This is a genomic window from Pseudomonas sputi (genome assembly GCF_021603585.1).
GTDB classification, from domain to species: Bacteria; Pseudomonadota; Gammaproteobacteria; order Pseudomonadales; family Pseudomonadaceae; genus Aquipseudomonas; species Aquipseudomonas sputi.
Window position 1 is genome coordinate 44,425 of sequence record NZ_BQHI01000011.1, and the last position, 21,885, is coordinate 66,309.

Genomic DNA, 21,885 nt, shown 5'->3' on the forward strand with positions numbered 1-21,885 from the left:
GCCGCAGCGGGCGGGACTTCATGGGCCAGTGGAGCGACGGCGGTTTTCACATCAGACCTCGGAGGGCGCGGGCAGGCAGGCAATGAAAAAATCATATAGCTGGCTAATGTTTCTATCCAATATATTGTTCGACCTGTTTGATAGCTTTAACGACCTAATGGGGTGCCCATGGAATTACGTCATCTGCGCTACTTCATCGCCGTCGCCGAAGAACTGCACTTCGGCCGTGCTGCACAGGTGCTGGGCATCTCCCAGCCACCGCTGAGCCAGCAGATCCAGGCGCTGGAACAGGAAGTCGGCGCGCGACTGTTCGAGCGTACCAATCGTCGGGTCGAGCTCAGCGAGGCCGGGCGACTGTTTCTGGAGGAAGCGCGGCTGGTGCTCGCGCAAGTCGATAAAGCGGCCGACGTGGCCCGCCGCGCGCAACTCGGCGAGCTGGGTGAATTGAAGATCGGCTTCACCTCCTCGGCGCCATTCAACTCGACCATTCCCCAGGCGATTTTTTCCTTCCGCCAGCGCTTCCCGGCGGTGCACCTGAATCTGCGCGAGATGAGCAGCACCATGGTCGCCGACGCGTTGGTGGACCAATCGATCGAAGTCGGCATCATGCGTCCGCTGGGTTTGCCGGATTCATTGAGCGTGGTCGAGCTCACGCGCGAGCCGCTGGTGGCCGTGCTCAGCTCCAAGCATCCGTTGGCGCAGGGCACTGAAGAGGGGCTGTTCCTTTCGGCACTGGCGCTTGAACCGTTCGTGTTCTTCCCGCGCAGCTACGGCAGCGGTCTGTATTCACAGTTGATCAGCCTGGCCCGTGATGCCGGGTTCAGTCCGCACTTCGCCCAGGAGGCCGGCGAAGCCATGACCATCATCGGTCTGGTGGCAGCCGGTCTGGGCGTATCGGTGATGCCGGCCTCGTATCAGCGGATGCGCATCGACGGCGTGGTCTATCGGCCGCTGCTCGATCCCGAGGCCGTGACGGCGGTGTGGCTGGTGCAGCGCAAGGATCAGAAATCGCCGATGGCCAAGGCGTTTGTCGAACTGCTCACGCGCAAGGTCGAAGCCGGTTGATCAGGGCAGCCGAACCAGATCCCCCTTCAACGCCACCCGCGTTACAAACACCCCGGCCCGACACTCGTAAGTGTTCAGATCCTTGCGCACATGCTGGTCGTAATAGCTGACGATATTGGTCACCGCATTCGCCCCGACACGCTTGGCCTCGGCCTGCAGCGCAATCAGATTCGACTGCAACACCCACTCGCAGGAGTCGTGATCGCTCTTGTTGAAACCGTTGGTCTTCAAATCGCTGACCACCCCGCGCTGCAACAACCGCTGAGTGCCCTGAGGTCCGTTGCCGATCAGATAAAACTTCACACTGCCATCCAGCCGCCCGGCGCGCATCGCATCTGACACGACTGTTTCGAACGGCATGTACATCAGATTGGTGGCGTGGCTGGTACCGGGCAGCAGGCCGAGAAGGGCGGCGGCGATCAGGGCTTTCGCTTGCATGGTTGTCTCCTTGACGGTGAAAGAGAACGGCGAGTACTTGACCGGCAGGGCTCGCCGTTCCGGCAGGCGCTGTGCGTTGGCCTGTTTGAGCGAGTGTAGATGGTGCTTGCGAAGGTGCAGCGAAATGCCAGCGCTGTCGGGAGTACCTTTTCAGGCAATACTGCCGGCGTTGCCGAAAGGGGCTTGTGAGACTCCGAGAATCCTGGGCAACCAGCCATCGCAGAGCCAAACAGATGAGAGGCGATGACAAGCGAATCTGTTTGTAAAAGGGCGCCGAAAGGCGCCCTTTGTCATTTTTGAAGGTTTGATTGCGTTACTTCCTGAGCCGAAGCCTCATCCTGCAATCTGCGCCCGATCACATCCAACAAGTCGCAGCCATCGCGCAACGATGTGACCAATACCTTCGCCAACTCGCTGTAAATGCCCTCAGCGAACGCCAGGTTTTCGAGAAACTGTGTCGCTGTGCGTATGCGGTAGGCGGCTATTTCGTGAAGTACGTCCAGTGGTGCTTCAGTGTCGATCAGCAGTGAAGGTATTTCGCAGTCAATTCCGGTGATAGGTCTGTATCGATCCATGACAGAACAACTCCATTAGGTAAAAGGCGCGGGTACTCGGTAGTCAGTGTTCAGTGAAAGCGCGGGCTCTCTCAAGGCGGATCCAGGTTGTCCAGCGCCCTATTGACCAGCAATTCGCTCAGGACGGTGAGCTGCTGAATAGCCAACGTTACGTTCCGCTGCGGCCCTTCTACCTCGCCCGCGAGATTCGTAGCCATGACATTGAGCGAAGCGAGGTTTTCGCATGCATGGCAAAGCAATGACTCAGTGTCGACATCCGGCAGTATCGTGAAAATGTGGCTGAGCGGCTCCGGTTTACGCGAGCGGTGGGAGGTGACGGGGGCAGTAGTTCGGGTTTGGTCGGGCATGTCTGGATTACTTTTGCCCAAGAATTGCGGGTGGTCGGAATCAACTTTTTTCATTTCGGAACTCCCTCTGGTTTTTTAGTGAATAGCAACATCCAATTCCAGTTATTCATAGGTGCTCAGCGAAGGGCGTGGATAACGAACGTATTTATAACTAATAATTTCGCTTCTATTAATCAAATAATTGAACGTTTGTGTAATTAAATGATTCTTTGTAGGCGTATGTAAGCAAGCTCTCTCAATGTTGTGGGATTTATCCTATCTATGGTGTTTGGTATTCAACATCGAATTAAACATGCTGCTGTGGATGTACAATTTATCCGCGTGTGGCAGTATTCTGCATAATTCCAACGAATGGCGGATGCGTTTCAAACTATCAAGTGATTGGCAGATATTTAATGCATAAGAAAGAAAAAACAGAAAAGCTAAAAAGGAATATTAAGTACCTGATAGAAAGCCGGGGCGAGACAAGAATTTCGCTGTGTAACTCCAGCGGGTTAACCAGGACAACAATCTACAATATTCTGGAAGGTAGAGTAGTTAATGTACAGCAATCTACAATCCGCAAGATCTCGGATTTTTTCGGGGTGTCTTACAAAGAGATAGAAACAGTCGATTTTGAAGAGCGGGAGATAATTGAATCCACTGTTTCTTTGCACGGAAATATGAATCCAGCCGCAGTGCCGGTCATCAAGGAAAGCTTGTTGCTTCAGAGTTTGGAGAAAAGGATTGGCGAATTGGCTATATCGCACCCTTTGACCTATTACTTCGGAGCGGCGAGTAATCTGATAGGTGTGCTTTTGGAGAGTGAGATAGTCGGTGCCAATGAAGTGGGTGACCTTCTGATAGTTAGGAAAGGCGTATCGATTAGTAGGGGTGAAAAGCTTGTATATGACAAGCGTACTAGAAAACTCGCCATCGTCGCCGACTCGGAGTTTGATGCTGATGTACTTGTCATAGGGGAATTGATAGAGGAAAGGTTTAATGTCGGAAGGTATTGAGGCTGTAAGCAGCAAATATAAGCTGCTGGGGTTTGAGCCGGATAAGAAGCTCGCTGTAGTAATGGTTGTCTCAACCGGGAAGCTGATTAAACTGAAATTGGCAGAGCTGATAAAAAGTGATTTGATAGATAATCTCAGTAGAGCCGAAGTCAAAAGTATATACAGGAAATATTATTCTACGAGTACAGCCGTGACCGCCTATGATATGACCGATCGGCATGAGCGATCCTGGATGGTCTACGTTGTATTAAACCTGTTGCTCTTGGTGTTGTATGTGTTCTCGAATATTGGTGCCACGAAGCTGATATATATCGAGCAATTTGACGTCGTTTTAACTCCAGGAGTTTTTCTCTATCCTCTAACCTTTCTTGTAGTCGATATGTTGAATGAGTTGTATGGGTTCAAGCTAGCAAGAAGAGCAATTTTTTTTGGATTCCTGAGCAATACGCTGATCATTTTATTGTTGAGTGCGGCAAAAATGATGCCGGGAGTGCCGGATTGGAAACTTGATGCACCTTATGGTGAGGTGGTATCGCATGTTTCCTCAGTGTTGTTGGCCTCATCGGTTTCGTTTCTGTTTTCCGAATATATTAATTCATACCTCTTGTGCAAAATTAAGCAGTTGACAAACTCCAAGTATCTCTTCTTGCGTGTCTTTTTTAGCACGTTTTTTGCAGTTTTGATCGATAGTGTACTTTTTTGCTTTATAGCTTTTTATGGTGTGCTGGAGAGTAATGAAATATTGTCAATCGTGATGGTGCAAATCACTATCAAGATGTTTTTCGCATTTTTCAATGTTTTTCCCGCGTACGGAGCAAGGTCGCTTTTTAGAAGGTTTGTTGCGGAGAGTAAGGTCGCGTAATGGCATCAGGGGAGGGGCGTTATTACGCTCCTCCTGTTCGTTGGGGAGTTAGCTTAAGCTCAATCGATATCTCAAACTGTTTGTGAATTTTTTCTTGTTTTTCAGGAAGTCGTCTAGCCCCTTCGAGCGAAGGCCACAAGCATCACATTCCTCACAGCCACTAGCCTTTATTCCGTTATAGCAAGACAGTGTATGTTCGCGAACAAAATCGAGTTGGCCATGATAGTTGGCCAGCGCCCAGATTTCGGCCTTGGTCAGCCACATCAATGGCGTTTCAAGCTGCAGTTCATATTCCATGCCTAAGTTGATAGCTTCATTTAGCGTTTTAACGAAATCATCACGACAATCCGGGTAGCCAGAAAAATCTGTTTCGCAGACACCTGTAATCACAGTCTGAGCCCGAATTTGATACGCATAAACCGACGCCAGCGTTAAAAACAGAATGTTTCTTCCAGGTACGAACGTGTTGGGCAAATCGCTTCCGAATGAATTGGCGGACGGTACGGGGATGTTGTCACGCGTCAGGCTACTGATGGTCAAGTCGTTGAGTACCTTCACGTCCAGCACGCTGTGTGCAGTCACACCCAACTCTTTCGCTAGTCGACGTGCTACGTCGATTTCTGCGCGATGGCGTTGGCCATAATCAAACGTAATACAGTGAATTTCGTCGTACATCGGCAAGGCATGGATCAAACAGGTGGTTGAATCCTGACCGCCGCTGAAAACGATAACCGCCTTTTTACGCATTTTTTCGTCCTTGAGGTGTGCCGCTTGATCGCGGCACCACTGACCTTACAGAGTAGAAAATGCGCTGAATGTGGGACGTTTCCGAAAAGAAACGCTGAGCTTTCCTTGTGTGCAGTTTTTTGTGCAATAGATGAAAAAAAGGGCGCCGAAAGGCGCCCTTCGTCGTTCCGGCGGTTACTGAACCGTCGCCAGATCGCCCTTCAACGCTACGCCGGCCATGATGGCGCCCGCGTGGCATTCGTAGGTTTTCGCATCCTTGCGCTCGTTGCTCTTGTAGAAGCTGACGATGTTGGTCACGGCGTTGGCGCCGGCGTTTTTCGCGGCCTGGTGCAGGCTGATGATGGCCGATTGCACGACCCACTCGCAGGCTTCCTGGTCGGTCTTGTTGAAGGCGTTGGTCTTTTTGTTGGTCACGGCGCCGGGGCTGACGACGGTGACTTTGCCGGCCGGGGCGTTGCCCGCCAGATAGAACTTCACGCTGCCATCGATCTTGCCGGTGCGGGTTGCTTCGGCGACGGCCTTGTCGAACGGCAGGTACACCGCCGTGTCACGGGCCTGGCTGACGGCCGGCAAGGCGCAGATGAGCAGGGTGGCAGCGAGTTTCTTGAAGTGCATGGAGGTCTCCTTGACCTGGATTAATTCGGTTGGGGCCAGCGACGGAAGATCAGCGAGGTGTTGACCCCGCCGAAAGCGAAATTGTTGTTCATTACGTATTCGTGGCTCATCTGCCGGAACTCGCCGCGCAGGTAGTCGAGCTTGCCGCAATGCGGATCGACCTCGTCGAGGTTGAGCGTGTGCACGTACAGGTCGCGGTTGAGCATCTCGATGCTGAACCACGATTCCAGCGCCCCGCAGGCGCCGAGGGTGTGGCCCAGGAAGCTCTTTTGCGAGCTGATCGGCATGCGCTCGCCGAACAGGGCACTGGTGGCCAGGGTTTCAGCGACATCGCCTTGTTCGGTGGCGGTGCCGTGGCCGTTGACATAGCCGATGACGTCCGGCGCAAGGCCTGCGTCTTCCAGTGCCAGTTCCATTGCCCGGCGCATGGTGACCTGTTCCGGACGGGTGGTGTGCTGGCCGTCGGCGTTGCTGCCGAAACCGACGATTTCGGCGTGAATGTGCGCACCGCGTGCCAAGGCGTGCTCCAGCTCTTCGAGCACCAGCATGCCGCCGCCTTCACCGATGACCAGACCGTCGCGGCCCTTGTCGTACGGGCGTGGCGAGGTGTGCGGGGCATCGTTTTTCAGGCTGGTGGCGTACAGCGCGTCGAACACCATGGCCTCGGTCGGGCACAGCTCTTCGGCGCCACCGGCCAGCATCAGCGGCAGGCGCCCGAACTTGATTGCCTCGTAGGCGTAACCGATGCCCTGGCTGCCGCTGGTGCAGGCGCTGGAGGTCGGGATCAAACGGCCGGTGAGGCCGAAGAAGATGCTGATGTTCGCCGCCGTGGTGTGCGGCATCATCCGCACGTAGGAATTGGCGTTGAGGCCTTCGGCCACCGAGTTGAGCAGCATGTTGCCGAACGCCTTGATCTCGTCGGTGCTGCCGGTGGACGAACCACAGGCCACGCCCATGCGCCCGTCCTTGATCGATTCGTCGCCGAGCAGGCCGGCATCGGCCAGCGCTTTTTCCGCCGCGCCGACGGCCAGCCGTGAAACCCGGCCCATGCTGCGCAGCTGTTTGCGGGTCCAGTGCGCCGGCACCTGGAAATCGTCGATGGGCCCAGCCAGACGGGTGTTGAGCTCGCTGAAGCGATCCCACTCGTCCATCCGGCGGATGCCGCTGCGATTGGCGGCGAAATTGTCGGCGATGGTGTCCCAGTCGCTGCCCAGCGAAGTAATGCCGGCCATGCCGGTGACGACGACGCGCTTCATCAGCACAAGCCTCCGTTGACCGCCAGCACCTGGCGGGTGATGTACGACGCTTCCGCCGACATCAGGAAATTCACCGCACCGGCCACCTCTTCAGGTGTGCCCATGCGTTGCGCGGGGATCATTTTCATCAGCTCTTCCACCGGCACGTTTTCATCGAGCATCGCCGTGTCGATCAGGCCCGGCGCAACACAGTTGACCGTGATCTTGCGCTTGGCCAGTTCGATCGCCAAGGCCTTTGCCGCGCCGATCACGCCGGCCTTCGACGCGCTGTAATTGACCTGGCCACGGTTGCCGATCAGCCCCGAGACCGAGGTGATGCAGACGATGCGCCCGGCCGCGCGGCGACGGATCATCGGCATCATCACCGGGTGCAGGACGTTGTAGAAACCGTCGAGGTTGGTGCGCAACACCACGTCCCAGTCGTCGTCGCTCAGGGCCGGAAAGGCGCCGTCGCGGGTCAGGCCGGCATTGAGCACCACGCCGTAGTAGGCGCCGTGGGCTTCAACGTCGGCTTCGAGGATGGCTTTGCAGGTTTCGCGGTCAGCCACGTCGAATTGCAGGATGCGCGCTTGGCGGCCCAGGGCCTGGATTTCAGCCTGTACCGCCTGCGCGTCGCTCACGCCGCTGCGGCAATGCAGGACGATATCGTGACCGGCGTTGGCCAGACGCAGGGCGATGGCGCGGCCGATGCCACGGCTGGAGCCGGTGACCAGGATGGATTCAGTCATCGTTCGACTCCTTGGATTGTTCCAGATAGTCCGCCGCCTGCGGCGGGCGGAACACGTTCAGCCGGGCGCTGGCCTCGATGCCGGGCGCGTTGATATGGCATTCGAATACACCCATGCCGTTGTCGTCTTCCAGCGAGCGCAAGCCATGGATGGTCAGTTCACTGCCGACCGGGAAAGCCGCCACGTTGCATTCGAACTTGCGTGTGCCGAGCAGAAAGCCCAGCTCCACCGGGTTGCCTTTCTGCCGCGCATGGCAGCCGGCGAATGCGGCGACGGTTTGCGCCATCAGCTCGACGCCGACCCACGCCGGCAGGCTGCCGTCGGGCAGGCTGAACAGGCCGCCGGGCCGGACGGTGAGGGTGGTGTGGATCTGTTCGTCGTCAAAGCTCAGGATCCGGTCGATCAGGATCATGTCGCCTGCGTGGGGCAGCAGTTCGGCGAGCGGCCAGTCGGTCATGGAGCGTCTCCGATAATCAGGCTGACGTTATTGCCACCGAAGGCAAATGAGTTGCTCATCAGGTAGCGGGGTGCAATGGACGCCAGGCGTTCGCTTGCGGTCACCCACTTGAGCGCTGGCAGGTTGGGATCTGGCTGGCCGTCCCAGACGTGCGGTGGCAAGGCGTGGTCAGGGTTGTCGGCACTCAGGCTCAACCAGCAGAACGCCGCTTCCAGTGCGCCGGCGGCGCCGAGGGTGTGGCCGGTCATCGGTTTGGTCGAGGAACACGCCACGCCTTCGGCAAACAGAGCGGCGACGGCCAGGCTTTCCATGGCGTCGTTGTGCTGGGTCGCGGTGCCGTGCAGGTTCAGGTAGCTGATGTCGCCGGCTTGCAGATGGGCTTGGTCGAGCGCCTTCTGCATCGATTGCAGGGCGCCACGGCCGGTCGGTTCCGGCGCGGAAATATGGTGCGCGTCGGAGCTGGCGCCAGCGCCGAGCAGGGCGATGCCCGGCCCTGTGCCGCGCGCTTTGCTCATCACGAACAGCACCGCCGCTTCGCCGATGTTGATGCCGTTGCGGTTGGCGGAAAACGGATTGCAGCGCTGGTCCGACACCGCTTCCAGGGCACTGAAACCGTTGAGGGTCAGTTTGCACAGGCTGTCGACCCCGCCGCACAGCACGACGTCGCACAGACCCAGATCGAGCAGGCGCCGGGCGCTCATCAGCGCGCGTGCGCTGGAGGTGCAGGCAGTGGAGATCACATAGGTCGGGCCGCTCAGTTGCAGCCAGTCGGCGAGGAAATTCGCCGGGGCGCCGAGTTCCTGTTGCCGGTAGTCGTAATCGGCCGGGAACTGTCGGTCGTGAATGTAGTGCGCCAGGCCACGACTGGCCTCGTCGATGCCGGAAGTGCTGGTGCCGAGCACCACGCCGATGCGGTCGCGGCCGTAAGTCTGGATCGCCTGTTCGATGTCATCGTGAATCTGCAACGCGGCTTCCAGCAACAGTTGATTGTTGCGGCTGCGCTGGTCGGCCAGCGCCTCGGGAATGGGCGCCAGATCGCCATGCACAGCGGCCACCGGCAGCTCGCGCTCCGGCACCCAGCCGGACTCGCGGCGCATGCCCGAGCAGTCGCCGGCAAACAGGTTGCGTGCCACGGTTTGCTTGTCGCGTCCCAGGGCGCAGATCACGCCGAGGGCATTGAGGTAGGCGGTCATGACGTCGGTTCACCGAGTGGCGTTACGCGATAGTGCGGGCCTTGTGGCAGGTTCAATTCGAAGCTCAAGGGTTGGGTGTAGTGGATGTCCCAGCGCGCCGGCAGGGAACGTTGGCCGCCCCGTTGCTGCGCGTCAGGGTAGTTGCGCGCCAGCTCGCCCGAGGGGGTCAGGGCGAACAGCAGCGCGGCGAACAGCTCCCGCGCTTCCGGGTTGGGCGGCAGCAGGCCGTCGGCCTGCCAGTGCCCGTCGATCAACTGCTGACGGGCCTGGGGAATGCCCAGCGGATCCATCATCGACCAGCGGATGCCGGATCCTTCGCGCTGGATCACCAGCAACCAGTCTTGCTGCTGCCCGGCCAGGTAACGCTCGATATGCAATTGCAGCGGCAGCGGCAGGCTCGGGTTGCCGGCCGGCAGCGGCGCCTGACTGGCGCAGGCACCGAGCAGGAGGACGCAGGCGAGCAACAGAACACGCAACATCAGACAGCCTCGTTCAAGGGTTTGCGGGCCACCACGTTGACCAGGGTTTCTTCCCGCTGGCCAAAGGGCTTGGGCTGGCGCAGACCGAAACGTTCAAGCAGACCGAAATCCTTAGACCGGCTCCACCACAGATACGGGTACGAAACGTTCTGTTCGCCGAACTCAAAACCCTGCTGGCGAATCATCTCCAGGTACTGTGCCGCACTCTTTTGCACGTGCATCGGATGCCGGAACAGCCAGCGAATCACCCACGTATCAATGTAAGCCTCGGTGGACTCGGCGAACAGCAGATAACCGCCCGGCTTGAGCACCCGATAGAACTCGGCCAGGGCTTTTTCCTGCTCCACCAGATGATGGAAGGTCTGGTGACAGAACAGCAGGTCGACGCTGGCATCGGGAACATTGAGTGTCGCGCAGTCGCTGCCGATCAGCTCGACGGTGAAGCCCTGGCGCGCCGCTTCTTCTGCGCTCAATTCCAGGCTGTGCGGGTCGGCATCGACGCCGATCAGGCGCTGGGGCGCGAAGGTCTGGCGCAGGTGGCCGAACGACTTGCCCTGGCCGCAGCCGGCATCCAGCAGCACTGGATTGGCCGGTAACGATTCGCTGAACAGCCCGCGCAGATCGTTGATCGCCACGCGCAGCACATGGTGCTGCCAGGTGTGGCTGCGCAGGAACCAGAAGCCGAAGCGGGTTTCCTCGACGTAGCTGTCGCTCAAGTAATTCATGTGTCGTCCCTTGCACAGAGTTCGGAGATGGTCTTCAGCCGACGGCGCGCTTCACTGACGAACGGGTTGCGTTCGTCCCAGGCGTAACCGGCGAGGATCGAGCAGATCATGCGGCGGATTTCCGGCGAGCCTTGCTCGTGGAAAATCACGTCCTGAAAGGTGCCGGCGTACCAGCCTTCGACGTAGCAGCGGAAGGTGTCGACCCCGCGTTTCAGTGGCTCGGCGAATTCCCGTTGCCAGTCCACCGGTTCGCCCTGCAACTGTCGATGCAGCACAGCGGCGGCCATGCTCGCCGAACGCATGGCAATGGTCACGCCCGAGGAGAACACTGGATCGAGAAATTCCGCGGCGTTGCCCAACAGCGCAAAGCCCGGGCCATGCAGGGTTTTGACGTTGGCCGCATACCCGCCGAGCGTGCGCGCCGGGGTATCCCACACGGCGTTGTTCAGCACCTTGGCCAGGCTCGGGGTTTCGGCGATGAACCCGCGCAGGCAGGCATCGAGGTCGGTATCGCGGCCTGCAAAATGTTCGGCAGCCGCTACCACACCCACCGAGCAGCGACCGTTGCTGAACGGGATCGACCAGAACCAGATGTCGCGGTGCTGCGGGTGAGTGGTGATAAGGATCTTTTCCCGGTCGAAACCGGGGTGATCGATGTGGTCTTCAACGTGGGTGAAGACGGCCTGGCGCACCGGGAAATTCGACGGTGCTTCCAGGTCGAGCAGACGCGACAGCACGCGACCGTAGCCGCTGGCATCGAGGACAAAATCGGCTTCGACGCGGTACTCGCTGCCGTCTTCGCGGCGTACATCCAGCAGCGGTCGCGGGCGCTCGAAATCGACGCTGACAATCGCGTCGCCATAGCGGATTTCCGCGCCCTGCAATGCCGCCTGATCGGCCAGCAACTTGTCGAAGTCGGCGCGTTGCACCTGCAAGGTCGTGGGCTTGCCGGTGGTGAAGGTGTCAGCAAAATCGAAGGCGCTGTAGCGCTCGCCCCAAGCGAAGGCCGCACCGTTCTTGCGTTGGAAACCGGCGGCATTCACCGCCTCGAGCATGCCGGCCTCTTCGACGAAATCCAGGCAATGGCAGAGCAGGCTTTCACCGATGGAGAACCTCGGAAAGTGCTGGCGCTCGATCACCAGCACGTCGTGTCCCTTGCGCTTGAGCAGTGCGGCGGCGATGGCGCCGGAGGGGCCGGCGCCGATGATCACGACCTGACGGGATTCCATTTCAACGATTGGCACGCGAGCTCCTGGGGACGGCAATAGGGTTCAGTGACGCCCGGTGCAGGCCGATGAAGGCCGGCAGCAGCGTCGCGATCAGACCCATCAGCATCAGCGCAAAGTACAGCGCCGGGCTGATGAGCTGTTGTTGCAACAGCAGGTTGAGAAAGACGATTTCGCTCAAGCCGCGAATGTTCAGCAGCACGCTTTCGCGCCAGCGACTGGCGCCTGCGAATGACGCGCCGGCCCAGCCGAGGCCGAGCCAGTTGCCCACGATTTTGCTGGCGACCGGCAACAGCAGCAGCGCTGCCCATTGCATGGCGCCGAGGCTGGCGAGGGCGCTGTGCACATCGATCTGGACGATGCCGAAAGTCAGGATCAGCGGAATTGCGATCCAGGTCTGCAAGCGGTTCATCCAGTGCGCCGGCAGCGGCAACACCAGTGGCACCTTGAGCGCGGCCATGCACAGCAGGTAACCGATGCCGAAAATCAGTGCGTTGAGTTTGTAGTGTTCGGCCAGCACCAACAGGGCAAAGAAACCGAGGCTGTAGGTCAATGGCCGGTGTAGGCCGAACACCCGCAGCAGCACCGGTACGCAGGCCAGCCCAAGCGGCAGCAACAGACTGCTCAGGTGCAGGCTGCCCTGAGCTAGGCCGAAGAGGGTCCAGCAGGTCAGGTCGATCAGAATCGCGGTCTGCACCAGACGCCGGGTGGCGGCGGGCGGATAGTCGATGTGGCGCAGGTACAGGTACAACACCGGGATCGCGGTGATGGCGAACACCAGACCGATCGCCAGCGAGTTGATCCACGGTTGCGTCGGCAACAGCCAGTATGCCGTCGCCAGGCCGCAGGCGAACGGCACAGCGAAACTCGGCAGGGCGATTTTCACGCTCTGACGGTCCAGGCGCAGGTCGATCACGTCGCTGAGGATGTGCCCCAGCAGCAGGGCGAAACTCAGGCTGTAGAGATTTTTCAGCCAGCCCGGCGCGATCAGTTCGGCGCCGTTGAGTTGCCAGCCCGGTGCGATCCAGAAGTACATCAGCAGCGGCAGGCCGAAGCTGGCCAGCAGCAATTGACTGACGATCGGGATCAGCCCGAAATGCCGGCCGACCCGGGTGGCGACGAAGAACAGCGCCAGGGCCATCAGCCAGAACATCACCACCATCATGCTGAAGGCTCCGTGACGGCAACCGCGTGGGCCTGACGCCCGGCCCACGGCGCAAGCATGAAGCTGAAGGCCAGCCCGAGACTTACCGACAGGCCGAAGTTGCTCACCGCCGGTGTGCTCGACACCGCCAAGAGGCCGAACGACAGCCAGGTGGTGACCGCCGCGAGCAAGGTGCCAAGCAGGCTGACGGCCGCGCCGCCGACCTGCTCGCGCATGAGGATCGCGTAGTCGACGCTGATCGCCGTCACCAGCAGCAGGCCGAACAGGCTGAACAGGGTCAGCGGCTGACCGAGCCAGCCCAGGCTGGCGAGGCTGCACAGCGCAGCGAGCAGCGGTAGAGCAACGATCCGCAGCGCGCCACCGAGACCGAACGGCAGCATCAGCACCAACACGATCAACACGCAGGACGCGAGTTTCAGTTCAGCGGCGCTGATCTGGGTCTGGGCGAACACCTTGTTCAGATCACCGAGCCGGTCCACCAGCATCACGCCGGGCAGGTCCAGCGCCTGCACCCGCAGCAGCGAAGGATTGTTCAGGCCTTGCAGGCTGACCATCGCCGCCACGCCGTCCTCGGTCGGCCCCAGCCACAGCGTGCGGTACGGCTCGCCGAGCGGGCCGGCCAGCGCCGTATCGATGTCTTCGGCGGGCAGGGCCTGCAACTGTTGCAGTTCGGTTTGCAGCGCCGCCAGCGGCACGCCGACCTCCAGCAACGGCTGCCAGACTTGCGGCAACTTGCTCAGCGCTTCACGCACCTGTTGCTGCTGTGCCGGCGGGCTGACCAGTTGATTGAGCGCCAGATAACCTTGCAGTTTGTCGAGGTTGACCAGTTGATCCAGGCGCTCGCTCAGGGCCGCTTGCCGTTCCAGCAATTGCTGCTGATCGGCGGCGCGCACCAGGAAGAACTGGCTGGTCGGCTGATAGCCGGTAATCCGCGCGATGGTCTGCGCTTCATCGGTCAGGCGTTGCGGCGCACCGACCCACTGGCGAATGTCGTTCTTGCTCTCCAGTTGCAGCAGGCCGCCGACGCAGAAGGCGATCAGCAGGGCCAGCAGCACCGGCGTCTTGATGTGTTCGAGCAGGTTTTCCCGCAGGCGCAGCAGACGCTCGGCCAGTTGCAACGGCCATTGTGCCGGGCGCAGCTCGACGTTTTTTAGCAGCGCCGGCAACAGGCACACCGCCGACAGGTAGGCACCGAGCAAACCGGCGGCGGAGAACACGGCGATCTGCGTCAGTGCCGGGAACGGTGTCCAGGCCAGCGCCAGGTAGCCGACGGCGCTGGTGATCAGGCTCAGCGTCAGCCCGGACAGGGTCAGACGCAACGCCGGCCAACTGTGCCACGGCTTGAGGCTCCAGCTCTTGGACAGGTAGTGCAGCGGGTAATCCACCGCCACCCCGATCAGGCTGGAACCGAGCACCAGGGTCATCACGTGCATGTGCCCGAACAGCGCGACACAGGCCACCGCGCCGAACAACATGCCCACCAGCACCGGAATGAACGCCAACAGCACCCGCCAGCGGCGGAAGGCGAGCAGCAACAGCAACAGGATGCCGATGGTGGCGCCGCCGCCGACCCAGGTCATTTCCCGGGTCGCCTGCTGCTGACCGTTGGCGGCGTACAGCAGACCGCTGGCGGCCAGCAATTGCACGTCGGCGCGAGCCGCTTGTTCACGGCTGTGTTGCAGCAGGGCGGCGACTTGCAGCGGTTGATTCATGTCGAAGGCACTGCCGGTGGTGCGTGCGCGCAGCAGCACCCAGCTCTTGCCATCGGCGTCGGCGATCAACGCGCCGCTGCCGATGTCCAGTTGCACCGCGCCATGTTGCGGCTGGCTGTTCTGGATGCGTCCGGTCAGGCCCAGCCAGTCGTCCTGACTCGGCACCAGACTGAAGCCGGTGAACGGATCGAACAGTGCCTGCACCCGTTGCTGGATGAAAGCGTCGGGATGTTCGGTCAGCAGTTGCCGGTCATCCGCCGAAAGCATCGCCAGCCGCCCTTGCAGCAATTGCGTGCGCAGGGCCGGCAGGTCGGCTTGCAGGTTCCACTGGACCTTTTCGAACAGCCCGCTGGCCTGCCATTGCTCGCCCAGGGTCTGGGCCATGGCGACGGCTTGCTGGCGATCGGCGTGGCCGACCAGCACCAGCATGTCGCGGTTGAGCGGTTCCTGCATGCGTTGTTCGGCGCGCAGTTCGAGGGCGTCCGGGTGGGTGCCGGGCACCAGTTCCATCAGGTTGGCCGACAGCGGCGCACCGTCGCGCCACTGCCAGGCGCCCAGTGCGACGACCGCCAGCAGCAGGATCAGGAACAGCCAGGGCAGCCTGCGTTCACTCGGCAAAGTCATGTTGCTCCGCGTCGCTCAGAGGTTGGTCGGCGGTGCTGTCCTGCATGCGCAATACGGTGCTGTCGCCCTGGGTTTCCAGCAGTTCGATGGTGTTCACCAGCGTGCCGCCGCTGATGTTGATCTGATTGAACACCTGCTTGAGCAGCACCGAGCGCGGGGTCAGGGTCAATTGCCATTGCTGCGCATCGCCGCTCAGGGCCAGTTCGAAATCCCGTTGCAGACCGCTGCTGTCGCCTTGCAGTACGGCGAGGAACAAGCGGTTCTGTTCGGCGCCGGCGCTCTTGCCGGGCAACAGTTGCCAACCGCTGACGTCACGACGGGCAATGCCCTTGGCGCTGATCCGGTAATCCTGTTGCAGCGGGGTTTTCAGCAGCCACAGCAAGCCGTGGTTTCTGGCGAGGACAAAACTGCCCTTGCTGATCAGCGGCTGGGGCAGGGCGCGCAGGTGTTTTTCCTGGATGAACTGGCCGTGGATCACGTCCGGCTTCGCCAGTTGCTCGCTCAACTGTTGCAGGTCGAAGGCATTGGCCAGTGACGACAGCGTCAGCAGCGCCAGGGCCCCAAGGGATTTCAACCACACATTCATCGCAGCATCCTTTCCACGGCATCGGTGAAGACTTTCGGTGAGGCCAGTTGCATCTCGCGGCTGCTGACTTCGACGGCGACCTGCACCGAACTGGCGCGGGTCAGGCGTTCGCCGGTCTGGGCGTCAGTGATCAGGTAGTTAATCTTCAGGCGGTTTTCCCACTCCACCAGACTGGCGCGCACGTTCAACCGTTGACCGAACACCGCGCCGCGCACGTAGCGCAGTTGCAGGTCGATCACCGGCCAGGCGTAGCCCGAGTCGACCATCTGGTTGTAGTTGTGGCCGATCTTGTCGAGCAATGCGCAACGCGCCACTTCCAGGTATTTCACGTAATGGCCGTGCCAGACGACGTGCATGGTGTCCACGTCAAAGAACGGCACGAGGATTTCCGTATCGGCGTGAAGCACTCCGGCACTACGCATGCAGCCTCCAGTGTTGTTCGGCGATGCGTTGCAGGCACAGGCGCAGTTCGCCTTCCAGGGCGCGGTCTTCGATGACCGGCGGGAAGTCCTCGGCCAGTTGTTCATGCATGGCGGCCAGCGATGGCGGCAGCGGACGGGCGTCTGCATCGCGGCCGCGCAGCCACACGCCCTGATTGGCCGCCAGCAGCGTGGCGGCGGCGACCTGTTCGGTCAGTTCCAGCACGCGAATGGCGTCGCGGGCGGCGATGGTGCCCATGCTCACCTTGTCCTGGTTGTGGCACTCGGTGGAGCGCGAGAACACACTGGCCGGCATGGTGTTTTTCAACGCTTCGGCAGTCCAGGCGCTGGCGCCGATCTGCACAGCCTTGAAACCGTGGTTGAGCATCGCCCGGTCGGCGCTGGCGCCGGACAGGTTGCTCGGCAAACCGTGGTTGTAACGCTGGTCCACCAGCAGCGCGAGTTGTCGGTCGAGCAGGTCGGCGACGTTGGCCACGAGGTTTTTCAGGCTGTCCATGGCGAACGCGATGTGTCCGCCGTAGAAATGCCCGCCGTGCAGCACGCGCTCGGCTTCGGCGTCGATGATCGGGTTGTCGTTGGCGCTATTGAGTTCGGTCTCGATGAACGAGCGCAGCCAGTTCAGGCTGTCGGCCAGCACGCCGAGCACATGCGGTGCGCAGCGCAGCGAGTAGCGATCCTGCAAACGGTGCAGCGGCGCGGTCGGCGCGTCGATCGCCAGATCCTTGCGCAGCCACGCGGCAACCTGCATCTGCCCCGGATGCGGCTTGGCGGCGAACAGGCGCTCGTCGAAGTGCTCTGGATTGCCTTGCAGCGCCACCACGTTCAGCGCGGTGATGCGGGTGGCCAGTTGCAGCAGGTAATCGGCGCGGGCATAAGCCAGGCACGCCAGGCCGGTCATCACGGCGGTGCCGTTCATCAGTGCCAGCGCTTCTTTCGGGCGCAACACCAAAGGCGTCCAGCCCAGTTCGCGGTGCACGTCGGCAGCCTGGCGACGCTCGCCACGGAACATCACTTCACGCTCGCCGGACAGGGTCGCGGCGACGTAGGACAACGGCGTCAGATCGCCACTGGCGCCCACCGAACCTTCTTCGGGGATCAGCGGCAAAATGTCGTGTTCAAGGAAGGCATGCAGACGTTCGAGCAGTTCGATGCGCACCCCGGATACACCGTGGCACAACGACTGCAAACGCGCCGCCAGCACCGCGCGGGTGGCCTGGGCGTCGAGCAGCTTGCCGAGTCCGCAACCGTGGAACGTGTAGAGATGACGCGGCAGCGCCTCGACGTGATGCAGCGGCACCGCGACCACGCAAGAGTCGCCGTAACCGGTGGTCACGCCGTAGATCACGCCTTCCTTGTCCAGCAGCGAATCGAGGAACCGTGCGCCCTTGGCGATGCGTTCGCGATACGGTGCGTCGCTCTGCAACTGCACAGGCGCCTGACGGTTGGCCAGGGCCAGCACGTCTTCGATGCGCAAAGGGCGTTCGCCGAAGGTGACCGGCTCAGGAGTTGGCGTTGTCATCGGTTTTCCAGAATGGGTAAAAGTTGAACCATTGGCACGGTGCTTCGAGGCAATAGTGACTCAGGCGTTGCGCATAGCGGGTGGCCCACTGATGAATGACCTGTTCGCGCTCGCGGCGTGACCACACCACGGCATCGGCGAACGGTTCCAGCGTCAGGCGATAGTGGCCGTCGGGCTGTTTCAGGCACATCAGCAGATTGACCGGGCATTTCAGCAGGCCGGCCAGCAGCCACGGCCCTTGCGGGAACGGCGCCGGGTGACCGAGAAAGTCCACGGTCACGCTGCGCCCGCCATGCAGCGGCACGCGGTCGCCGGCAATGGCCAGCCACTCGCCGCGCTCCAGCCGTTCGTGCAGTTGCAGCATGATCACCGGGTCCAGCTCGCTGACCTGAATCAGCCGCAGGTTGGTCGCCCCGGCTTCGCCCAGCAGGCGATTGAATTGCTCGGCGTGCTTGGTGTGCACCAGCACGTTCATCGTGACTTTCTCGCCCAGCTCCGCCAGCGCCCGGCACACCTCGAGGTTGCCCAGATGCGCGCCCACCAGCAGTTGCCCGCGACTGCCGCGCAACTGGTTGCGCAACAGCGCCGGGTCGATGATTTCGATCTGCTCGATCTTCAGCTTGCCGTTCCACACGTCGAGCTTGTCGAGCAGCGAATCGGCGAATGCCATGAACTGACGGAACACCCGCCACCGGGTCGGGCGCAATTCGTGGCGACCGCTCCAGTCGGCCAGGCGCTGCTGATACTGCCAGGCACTGCGCCGGGCAGTGCGGCCGAACAGGAAAAAGTACAGAACGATGCCGTACAGCAACGGGCTCAGCAGGCGTCGGCCAAGAACCTTGGCGGCGAACGCGGTGAATTTCATCAGCAGGAAACTGCCGCGTTCTTCGCGGTCGGCCCAGTGCTTTTTGTCGGTCTCGACGCTCATGGGCGCCACCGTCGCCAGAGGATCGCGGGCAGGCGCAGCAACATGCCGAAGAACAGGCGCGTGTGCATGCTCGAGATCAGCACGTTGTCGTGGAACAGGCGAAAGTGCGACACGCCGTCCAGCGGGTAATGCACGCTGGTCTGCAGCCAGCGCATCGGCTGATTGCGCCAGGCCAGGCGCACCAGAATGTCCGAGTCGAAATCCATGCGCTTGCCGATCCGCGCCGAGTCGATCACGCCCAGCGTCGGTTCCAGCGGATACACCCGAAAGCCACACATCGAGTCGCGGATCTGCAGCGACAGGGTGTTGATCCACACCATCACGTGGGTCAGATAACGCGCATACAAACGGCCCTTGGGCACGCTGGCGTCGTACAGCGGATAGCCGCAGATCAGCGACCTGGGGTGAGCGCGAGATTCTTCGATGAAGCGCGCGACATCCTGCAAGTCGTGCTGACCGTCGGCGTCGACCTGCAGGGCATGGCTGAAGCCCAGTCGCGCCGCTTCGCGCAGACCGGTCATCACTGCGCCGCCCTTGCCCTGGTTGGCGGTGAGGCGCACCAGATGAACCCGCTCACGCTCGGCCAGCACGTCCAGCACTGCCGCACAGGATTTGCTGCTGGCATCGTCCACCAGAATGCACGGCAGATCCTCGGCGAGCAGAGCGTCGACCACCGTGCCGATGGCGGTTTCGTGGTTGTAGACCGGGATCACGGCGCAAGGGTTATGCATCGCCAGCCCCCAGCAGAATCCGCCCGCTGGAGCAGGTGGCGGTGTCGTTGCGGTAGGCGAAATACAACTTGCCGCGTTCCGGGTCGAAGCGCAGGTGCAACTGGATTTCATCGCCGGGGCGCACCAGTTGCTGGAATTTCAACACTTCCATGCCGGCGAACGCGCCGGGCAGGTTCAGCAGTTGCCGACCCAGGTTCAGCGCCCATTCGACTTGCACCACACCGGGGAGCACCGGGGCCTTGGGAAAGTGCCCGCTGAAGTACGCGAGGTCCGGCGGGACGCTCAACTGCAGGTTCCATTCGCCCTCGGTTTCGGCCTGCTCCAGAATCTCCGGCGCCTTTGGCCGTGGTGCCAGCAGCAAGGCTTCGACGTCGGCCTGAGGCAACTTGCCCTGCGAGTTCAGCGGCAACTGTCGCAGCAGGCGCCAGCGGCGGGGCAGGGCCAGGGCTTCGCAATGGTCGCCGAGATGACGGCGCAGGGTTTCGGTCAGACTGCGCCGACCGTGTTCGCGCAGGGCAAACAGGCCCGATTCGCTGAGCACCAGCAGGGCACCGAGGGACGCGCGGTTTTCCTGCACCACGCCCAGACGCGCTTCGGCAACCCAGTCGTGGGCCATCAGCGCCTGTTCAAGCATCGGCAGTGAAATACGTTTTTCTTCGAGTTTGACGATCCGGTCGAGCCGCCCGAGCAACTCAAAGCGGCCATCGGCCTGAATGCGCGCCGCATCGGCGGTGTGTTCGACATGGCCGCCGGGCAGATAAGGCGAAGCGATCAGCAAGGCACCGTCACTGTCCTGGCTCAACTCGACCCCGGCAAACGGCTGCCACAACGATTCGCCCTGACGCCAGGCGATGCCACCGGTTTCCGAGCTGCCGAGGATTTCCGTCGGCCACTGTCCCAGGCGTTGATTCAGGCTGTGCGCGGCGTCTGCGGGCAGTGCGCCACCGGAGGAAAACACCCGGCGCACGGCGCTCAGCGCCGGCCAGTCGAGGTTGTCGCCCATGCGCTTGAGCAGCGCCGGGCTGGCGACCCAGGCGAAGGCCGGGTGCTCGCGGCTGGCCCGTTGCAGGTCTTCCGGAAAAGCCAGTTGCTTGCGCAGAAACGGCCGCCCGGCGCACAGCGGCCACAGCACGCGGAACAGCAAACCGTAGATGTGCTGGGTGGCGACGCTGCCGAGGATGCAGGCTTCGCCGAGATCCGCGCCCCACAATTGCTCAAGCGCTTCGACTTCGTTGGCCAGTTGCCGCAGGGATTTGTCGATGCGCTTGGGCTCGCCACTGGAGCCGGAGGTGCACAGGCTCAGGCGGCACTGGTCGAGATCCAGTTCGGCAGCGGGCAGGGCCGGTTGCTGCAGATCGCTCAGGCGAGCGTCATCGGGCTGATCGGTCAGCCACAGATCGACGTCGTTCGACCAGCGCTGACGGGTCTGCGCTTGCAGATCCGAGGGCAGCAGCACGCTGACGCCGACGCGCCAGGCACCGAGCAGCGCGATAGCCAGATCGGCGGCATCTTCCAGATGCACCGCCAGGCGCTGCACGCCCTTGGCTTGCAGACCGGCGGCCAGGCCCAGGGCCTGTTCGCGCAGTTGTGCGTGATCGAGTGCCGGTGCGCTTGTTACAGCACGCGCCGGCAGGGCCTTGAGCAACAGCTGCTCAAGTTTTATCCAGTTCATGGGCGACCTCTTACCCGTTGTCGTATCAGCCATTCAATGGCAAACATCAGGCCGATCAATCCATAGGAGATCAGGCCGGTGTACAACATCCACCAGTTCAGCGGCGCCCAGAGTGTCAGCAGGGCGGCGCACAAACCGTTGCAAAAGAAAAACACGCTCCAGGCCACGGTGACCCGGCGCGTGTAACGAATCGCCTTGAGCGGCAGTTGCGGTTCCCGCAGGCGAGCCAGACGCTCGACCATCGGCGGGCCGTATTTCAGGCTCAGGCTGAACAGCACGAGCATGAAGCCGCTGATCAGCACCGGGTACCAACGCAACAGCAGAGGGCTGTCGAACACCGCCAGCAGCAGGCAGAACACGATCGCCACAACGGCCATCCACAGGCTGCCGGGCTTGCGTTCGCCGGTCAGCGCGCGGGCCAGCCACAGGCCGCCCAGCAGCAGACCGAACTGCCATGGCGCAAAATGCTCCATGCCGAAATACACCGCGAAGGGATACAGCAGGCCCGCCAGCAGCAGGCCGAGGCCGATCAGTCGGCTCATGCGGCCGGTTGAACCAGACGGTAGACCGCCTCGACCACGTCGCTGACGGTGCGCACCGACTTGAATTCCTCGGCGGCGATTTTCTTGCCGGTCTGGCGCTTGATGTGATCGATCAGGTCGACCGCGTCGATGCTGTCGATTTCCAGATCCTGATACAGGTTGGATTCCAGGCTCACGCGGGCCGGGTCCAGTTCGAACAGCTCGACCAGGGCATCGCGCAGGGTGTTGAAAATGTCGTCACGAGTTTGCATGGTC

General features: G+C 61.2%; 25 protein-coding genes. 3 read left to right on the plus strand and 22 right to left on the minus strand.

Annotated elements, in window-relative coordinates; genetic code table 11:
- Positions 1–168 precede the first annotated feature (168 nt).
- Positions 169–1,065, plus strand: coding sequence for a LysR family transcriptional regulator (locus L6D81_RS16785; RefSeq protein WP_236181116.1), 897 nt, complete (start codon positions 169–171; stop codon positions 1,063–1,065).
- Here the strand turns inward: L6D81_RS16785 and L6D81_RS16790 are convergent, their stop codons facing one another.
- The 3 genes from L6D81_RS16790 to L6D81_RS16800 all read right to left on the minus strand — a co-directional run bounded on the left by L6D81_RS16790 (position 1,066) and on the right by L6D81_RS16800 (position 2,479).
- Positions 1,066–1,503, minus strand: coding sequence for an excinuclease (locus tag L6D81_RS16790; protein WP_236181117.1), 438 nt, complete (start codon positions 1,501–1,503; stop codon positions 1,066–1,068).
- A 290-nt stretch (positions 1,504–1,793) separates the two neighbouring features.
- Positions 1,794–2,078, minus strand: a complete 285-nt coding sequence (locus L6D81_RS16795; protein WP_230734898.1) for a hypothetical protein — start codon at positions 2,076–2,078, stop codon at positions 1,794–1,796.
- A 71-nt stretch (positions 2,079–2,149) separates the two neighbouring features.
- Positions 2,150–2,479, minus strand: coding sequence for a DUF6124 family protein (locus tag L6D81_RS16800; RefSeq protein WP_373874308.1), 330 nt, complete (start codon positions 2,477–2,479; stop codon positions 2,150–2,152).
- A 341-nt stretch (positions 2,480–2,820) separates the two neighbouring features.
- On the opposite strand from L6D81_RS16800, the gene L6D81_RS16805 reads away from it, so the two are divergent.
- Both L6D81_RS16805 and L6D81_RS16810 read left to right on the plus strand, forming a co-directional pair.
- Positions 2,821–3,423 carry a helix-turn-helix domain-containing protein gene (locus L6D81_RS16805; RefSeq protein ID WP_236181118.1) on the plus strand — a complete coding sequence of 201 codons (603 nt, stop codon included), beginning with the start codon at positions 2,821–2,823 and terminating at the stop codon, positions 3,421–3,423.
- A complete protein-coding gene (locus L6D81_RS16810; protein WP_236181119.1) occupies positions 3,407–4,285 on the plus strand; it encodes a queuosine precursor transporter in 879 nt (292 codons plus the stop codon). Before L6D81_RS16805 ends, L6D81_RS16810 begins: the two co-directional genes overlap by 17 nt.
- Before the next feature lie 48 nt (positions 4,286–4,333).
- Here L6D81_RS16810 and queC read toward each other — a convergent pair whose 3' ends face one another.
- From queC to L6D81_RS16905, 19 genes are all read right to left on the minus strand, one after another.
- The gene (queC, locus tag L6D81_RS16815) at positions 4,334–5,032 is read right to left on the minus strand and encodes a 7-cyano-7-deazaguanine synthase QueC (protein WP_108559214.1); all 699 of its coding nucleotides are present in this window, start codon (positions 5,030–5,032) and stop codon (positions 4,334–4,336) included.
- 174 nt (positions 5,033–5,206) lie between these two features.
- Positions 5,207–5,647: an excinuclease gene (locus tag L6D81_RS16820; RefSeq protein WP_085648021.1), complete on the minus strand. Its 441-nt coding sequence runs from the start codon at positions 5,645–5,647 to the stop codon at positions 5,207–5,209.
- A gap of 20 nt (positions 5,648–5,667) precedes the next feature.
- On the minus strand, positions 5,668–6,903 hold the full coding sequence (locus tag L6D81_RS16825) for a beta-ketoacyl-ACP synthase (protein WP_236181120.1): 1,236 nt from the start codon (positions 6,901–6,903) through the stop codon (positions 5,668–5,670).
- Positions 6,903–7,631, minus strand: a complete 729-nt coding sequence (fabG, locus tag L6D81_RS16830) for a 3-oxoacyl-ACP reductase FabG (protein ID WP_236181121.1) — start codon at positions 7,629–7,631, stop codon at positions 6,903–6,905. The genes L6D81_RS16825 and fabG overlap by 1 nt, the downstream gene beginning before the upstream one ends.
- Positions 7,624–8,088, minus strand: coding sequence for a hotdog family protein (locus tag L6D81_RS16835; protein WP_236181122.1), 465 nt, complete (start codon positions 8,086–8,088; stop codon positions 7,624–7,626). The genes fabG and L6D81_RS16835 overlap by 8 nt, the downstream gene beginning before the upstream one ends.
- Complete coding sequence (locus L6D81_RS16840) at positions 8,085–9,281, minus strand: beta-ketoacyl-[acyl-carrier-protein] synthase family protein (RefSeq protein WP_236181123.1); 1,197 nt, start codon at positions 9,279–9,281, stop codon at positions 8,085–8,087. The genes L6D81_RS16835 and L6D81_RS16840 overlap by 4 nt, the downstream gene beginning before the upstream one ends.
- A complete protein-coding gene (locus L6D81_RS16845; RefSeq protein WP_236181124.1) occupies positions 9,278–9,760 on the minus strand; it encodes a hypothetical protein in 483 nt (160 codons plus the stop codon). The genes L6D81_RS16840 and L6D81_RS16845 overlap by 4 nt, the downstream gene beginning before the upstream one ends.
- The gene (locus L6D81_RS16850) at positions 9,760–10,485 is read right to left on the minus strand and encodes a class I SAM-dependent methyltransferase (RefSeq protein ID WP_236181125.1); all 726 of its coding nucleotides are present in this window, start codon (positions 10,483–10,485) and stop codon (positions 9,760–9,762) included. Before L6D81_RS16850 ends, L6D81_RS16845 begins: the two co-directional genes overlap by 1 nt.
- Complete coding sequence (locus L6D81_RS16855) at positions 10,482–11,729, minus strand: NAD(P)/FAD-dependent oxidoreductase (RefSeq protein ID WP_236181126.1); 1,248 nt, start codon at positions 11,727–11,729, stop codon at positions 10,482–10,484. The genes L6D81_RS16850 and L6D81_RS16855 overlap by 4 nt, the downstream gene beginning before the upstream one ends.
- Entirely contained in the window at positions 11,716–12,876 is a 1,161-nt protein-coding gene (locus L6D81_RS16860; protein WP_236181127.1) for a cation:proton antiporter, read from the minus strand. The genes L6D81_RS16855 and L6D81_RS16860 overlap by 14 nt, the downstream gene beginning before the upstream one ends.
- Positions 12,873–15,212, minus strand: coding sequence for an MMPL family transporter (locus tag L6D81_RS16865; RefSeq protein ID WP_236181128.1), 2,340 nt, complete (start codon positions 15,210–15,212; stop codon positions 12,873–12,875). The genes L6D81_RS16860 and L6D81_RS16865 overlap by 4 nt, the downstream gene beginning before the upstream one ends.
- Positions 15,196–15,798 carry an outer membrane lipoprotein carrier protein LolA gene (locus L6D81_RS16870; RefSeq protein ID WP_236181129.1) on the minus strand — a complete coding sequence of 201 codons (603 nt, stop codon included), beginning with the start codon at positions 15,796–15,798 and terminating at the stop codon, positions 15,196–15,198. The genes L6D81_RS16865 and L6D81_RS16870 overlap by 17 nt, the downstream gene beginning before the upstream one ends.
- The gene (locus tag L6D81_RS16875) at positions 15,795–16,220 is read right to left on the minus strand and encodes an acyl-CoA thioesterase (protein WP_085648031.1); all 426 of its coding nucleotides are present in this window, start codon (positions 16,218–16,220) and stop codon (positions 15,795–15,797) included. Before L6D81_RS16875 ends, L6D81_RS16870 begins: the two co-directional genes overlap by 4 nt.
- Complete coding sequence (locus L6D81_RS16880) at positions 16,213–17,757, minus strand: HAL/PAL/TAL family ammonia-lyase (protein ID WP_236181130.1); 1,545 nt, start codon at positions 17,755–17,757, stop codon at positions 16,213–16,215. Before L6D81_RS16880 ends, L6D81_RS16875 begins: the two co-directional genes overlap by 8 nt.
- Positions 17,738–18,685 carry an LpxL/LpxP family acyltransferase gene (locus L6D81_RS16885; protein WP_236181131.1) on the minus strand — a complete coding sequence of 316 codons (948 nt, stop codon included), beginning with the start codon at positions 18,683–18,685 and terminating at the stop codon, positions 17,738–17,740. Before L6D81_RS16885 ends, L6D81_RS16880 begins: the two co-directional genes overlap by 20 nt.
- Complete coding sequence (locus L6D81_RS16890; protein WP_236181132.1) at positions 18,682–19,416, minus strand: glycosyltransferase family 2 protein; 735 nt, start codon at positions 19,414–19,416, stop codon at positions 18,682–18,684. Before L6D81_RS16890 ends, L6D81_RS16885 begins: the two co-directional genes overlap by 4 nt.
- Positions 19,409–21,088, minus strand: coding sequence for an acyl-CoA synthetase family protein (locus L6D81_RS16895; RefSeq protein ID WP_236181133.1), 1,680 nt, complete (start codon positions 21,086–21,088; stop codon positions 19,409–19,411). Before L6D81_RS16895 ends, L6D81_RS16890 begins: the two co-directional genes overlap by 8 nt.
- Entirely contained in the window at positions 21,085–21,630 is a 546-nt protein-coding gene (locus tag L6D81_RS16900; RefSeq protein WP_236181134.1) for a COG4648 family protein, read from the minus strand. Before L6D81_RS16900 ends, L6D81_RS16895 begins: the two co-directional genes overlap by 4 nt.
- A complete protein-coding gene (locus tag L6D81_RS16905; RefSeq protein ID WP_007947135.1) occupies positions 21,627–21,881 on the minus strand; it encodes an acyl carrier protein in 255 nt (84 codons plus the stop codon). The genes L6D81_RS16900 and L6D81_RS16905 overlap by 4 nt, the downstream gene beginning before the upstream one ends.
- Positions 21,882–21,885 lie beyond the last annotated feature (4 nt).

What these genes read in the sequence shown, in the direction of transcription:
- L6D81_RS16785 (WP_236181116.1), top strand. Translation starts at nt 169, where the DNA reads ATGGAATTACGTCATCTGCGCTACTTCATCGCCGTCGCCGAAGAACTG.
- L6D81_RS16860 (WP_236181127.1), bottom strand. Translation starts at nt 12,876, where the DNA reads ATGATGGTGGTGATGTTCTGGCTGATGGCCCTGGCGCTGTTCTTCGTC.
- L6D81_RS16850 (WP_236181125.1), bottom strand. Translation starts at nt 10,485, where the DNA reads ATGAATTACTTGAGCGACAGCTACGTCGAGGAAACCCGCTTCGGCTTC.
- queC (WP_108559214.1), bottom strand. Translation starts at nt 5,032, where the DNA reads ATGCGTAAAAAGGCGGTTATCGTTTTCAGCGGCGGTCAGGATTCAACC.
- L6D81_RS16805 (WP_236181118.1), top strand. Translation starts at nt 2,821, where the DNA reads ATGCATAAGAAAGAAAAAACAGAAAAGCTAAAAAGGAATATTAAGTAC.
- L6D81_RS16825 (WP_236181120.1), bottom strand. Translation starts at nt 6,903, where the DNA reads ATGAAGCGCGTCGTCGTCACCGGCATGGCCGGCATTACTTCGCTGGGC.
- L6D81_RS16845 (WP_236181124.1), bottom strand. Translation starts at nt 9,760, where the DNA reads ATGTTGCGTGTTCTGTTGCTCGCCTGCGTCCTCCTGCTCGGTGCCTGC.
- L6D81_RS16875 (WP_085648031.1), bottom strand. Translation starts at nt 16,220, where the DNA reads ATGCGTAGTGCCGGAGTGCTTCACGCCGATACGGAAATCCTCGTGCCG.
- fabG (WP_236181121.1), bottom strand. Translation starts at nt 7,631, where the DNA reads ATGACTGAATCCATCCTGGTCACCGGCTCCAGCCGTGGCATCGGCCGC.
- L6D81_RS16835 (WP_236181122.1), bottom strand. Translation starts at nt 8,088, where the DNA reads ATGACCGACTGGCCGCTCGCCGAACTGCTGCCCCACGCAGGCGACATG.
- L6D81_RS16900 (WP_236181134.1), bottom strand. Translation starts at nt 21,630, where the DNA reads ATGAGCCGACTGATCGGCCTCGGCCTGCTGCTGGCGGGCCTGCTGTAT.
- L6D81_RS16865 (WP_236181128.1), bottom strand. Translation starts at nt 15,212, where the DNA reads ATGACTTTGCCGAGTGAACGCAGGCTGCCCTGGCTGTTCCTGATCCTG.
- L6D81_RS16820 (WP_085648021.1), bottom strand. Translation starts at nt 5,647, where the DNA reads ATGCACTTCAAGAAACTCGCTGCCACCCTGCTCATCTGCGCCTTGCCG.
- L6D81_RS16880 (WP_236181130.1), bottom strand. Translation starts at nt 17,757, where the DNA reads ATGACAACGCCAACTCCTGAGCCGGTCACCTTCGGCGAACGCCCTTTG.
- L6D81_RS16810 (WP_236181119.1), top strand. Translation starts at nt 3,407, where the DNA reads ATGTCGGAAGGTATTGAGGCTGTAAGCAGCAAATATAAGCTGCTGGGG.
- L6D81_RS16870 (WP_236181129.1), bottom strand. Translation starts at nt 15,798, where the DNA reads ATGAATGTGTGGTTGAAATCCCTTGGGGCCCTGGCGCTGCTGACGCTG.
- L6D81_RS16795 (WP_230734898.1), bottom strand. Translation starts at nt 2,078, where the DNA reads ATGGATCGATACAGACCTATCACCGGAATTGACTGCGAAATACCTTCA.
- L6D81_RS16890 (WP_236181132.1), bottom strand. Translation starts at nt 19,416, where the DNA reads ATGCATAACCCTTGCGCCGTGATCCCGGTCTACAACCACGAAACCGCC.
- L6D81_RS16895 (WP_236181133.1), bottom strand. Translation starts at nt 21,088, where the DNA reads ATGAACTGGATAAAACTTGAGCAGCTGTTGCTCAAGGCCCTGCCGGCG.
- L6D81_RS16800 (WP_373874308.1), bottom strand. Translation starts at nt 2,479, where the DNA reads ATGAAAAAAGTTGATTCCGACCACCCGCAATTCTTGGGCAAAAGTAAT.
- L6D81_RS16840 (WP_236181123.1), bottom strand. Translation starts at nt 9,281, where the DNA reads ATGACCGCCTACCTCAATGCCCTCGGCGTGATCTGCGCCCTGGGACGC.
- L6D81_RS16790 (WP_236181117.1), bottom strand. Translation starts at nt 1,503, where the DNA reads ATGCAAGCGAAAGCCCTGATCGCCGCCGCCCTTCTCGGCCTGCTGCCC.
- L6D81_RS16885 (WP_236181131.1), bottom strand. Translation starts at nt 18,685, where the DNA reads ATGAGCGTCGAGACCGACAAAAAGCACTGGGCCGACCGCGAAGAACGC.
- L6D81_RS16905 (WP_007947135.1), bottom strand. Translation starts at nt 21,881, where the DNA reads ATGCAAACTCGTGACGACATTTTCAACACCCTGCGCGATGCCCTGGTC.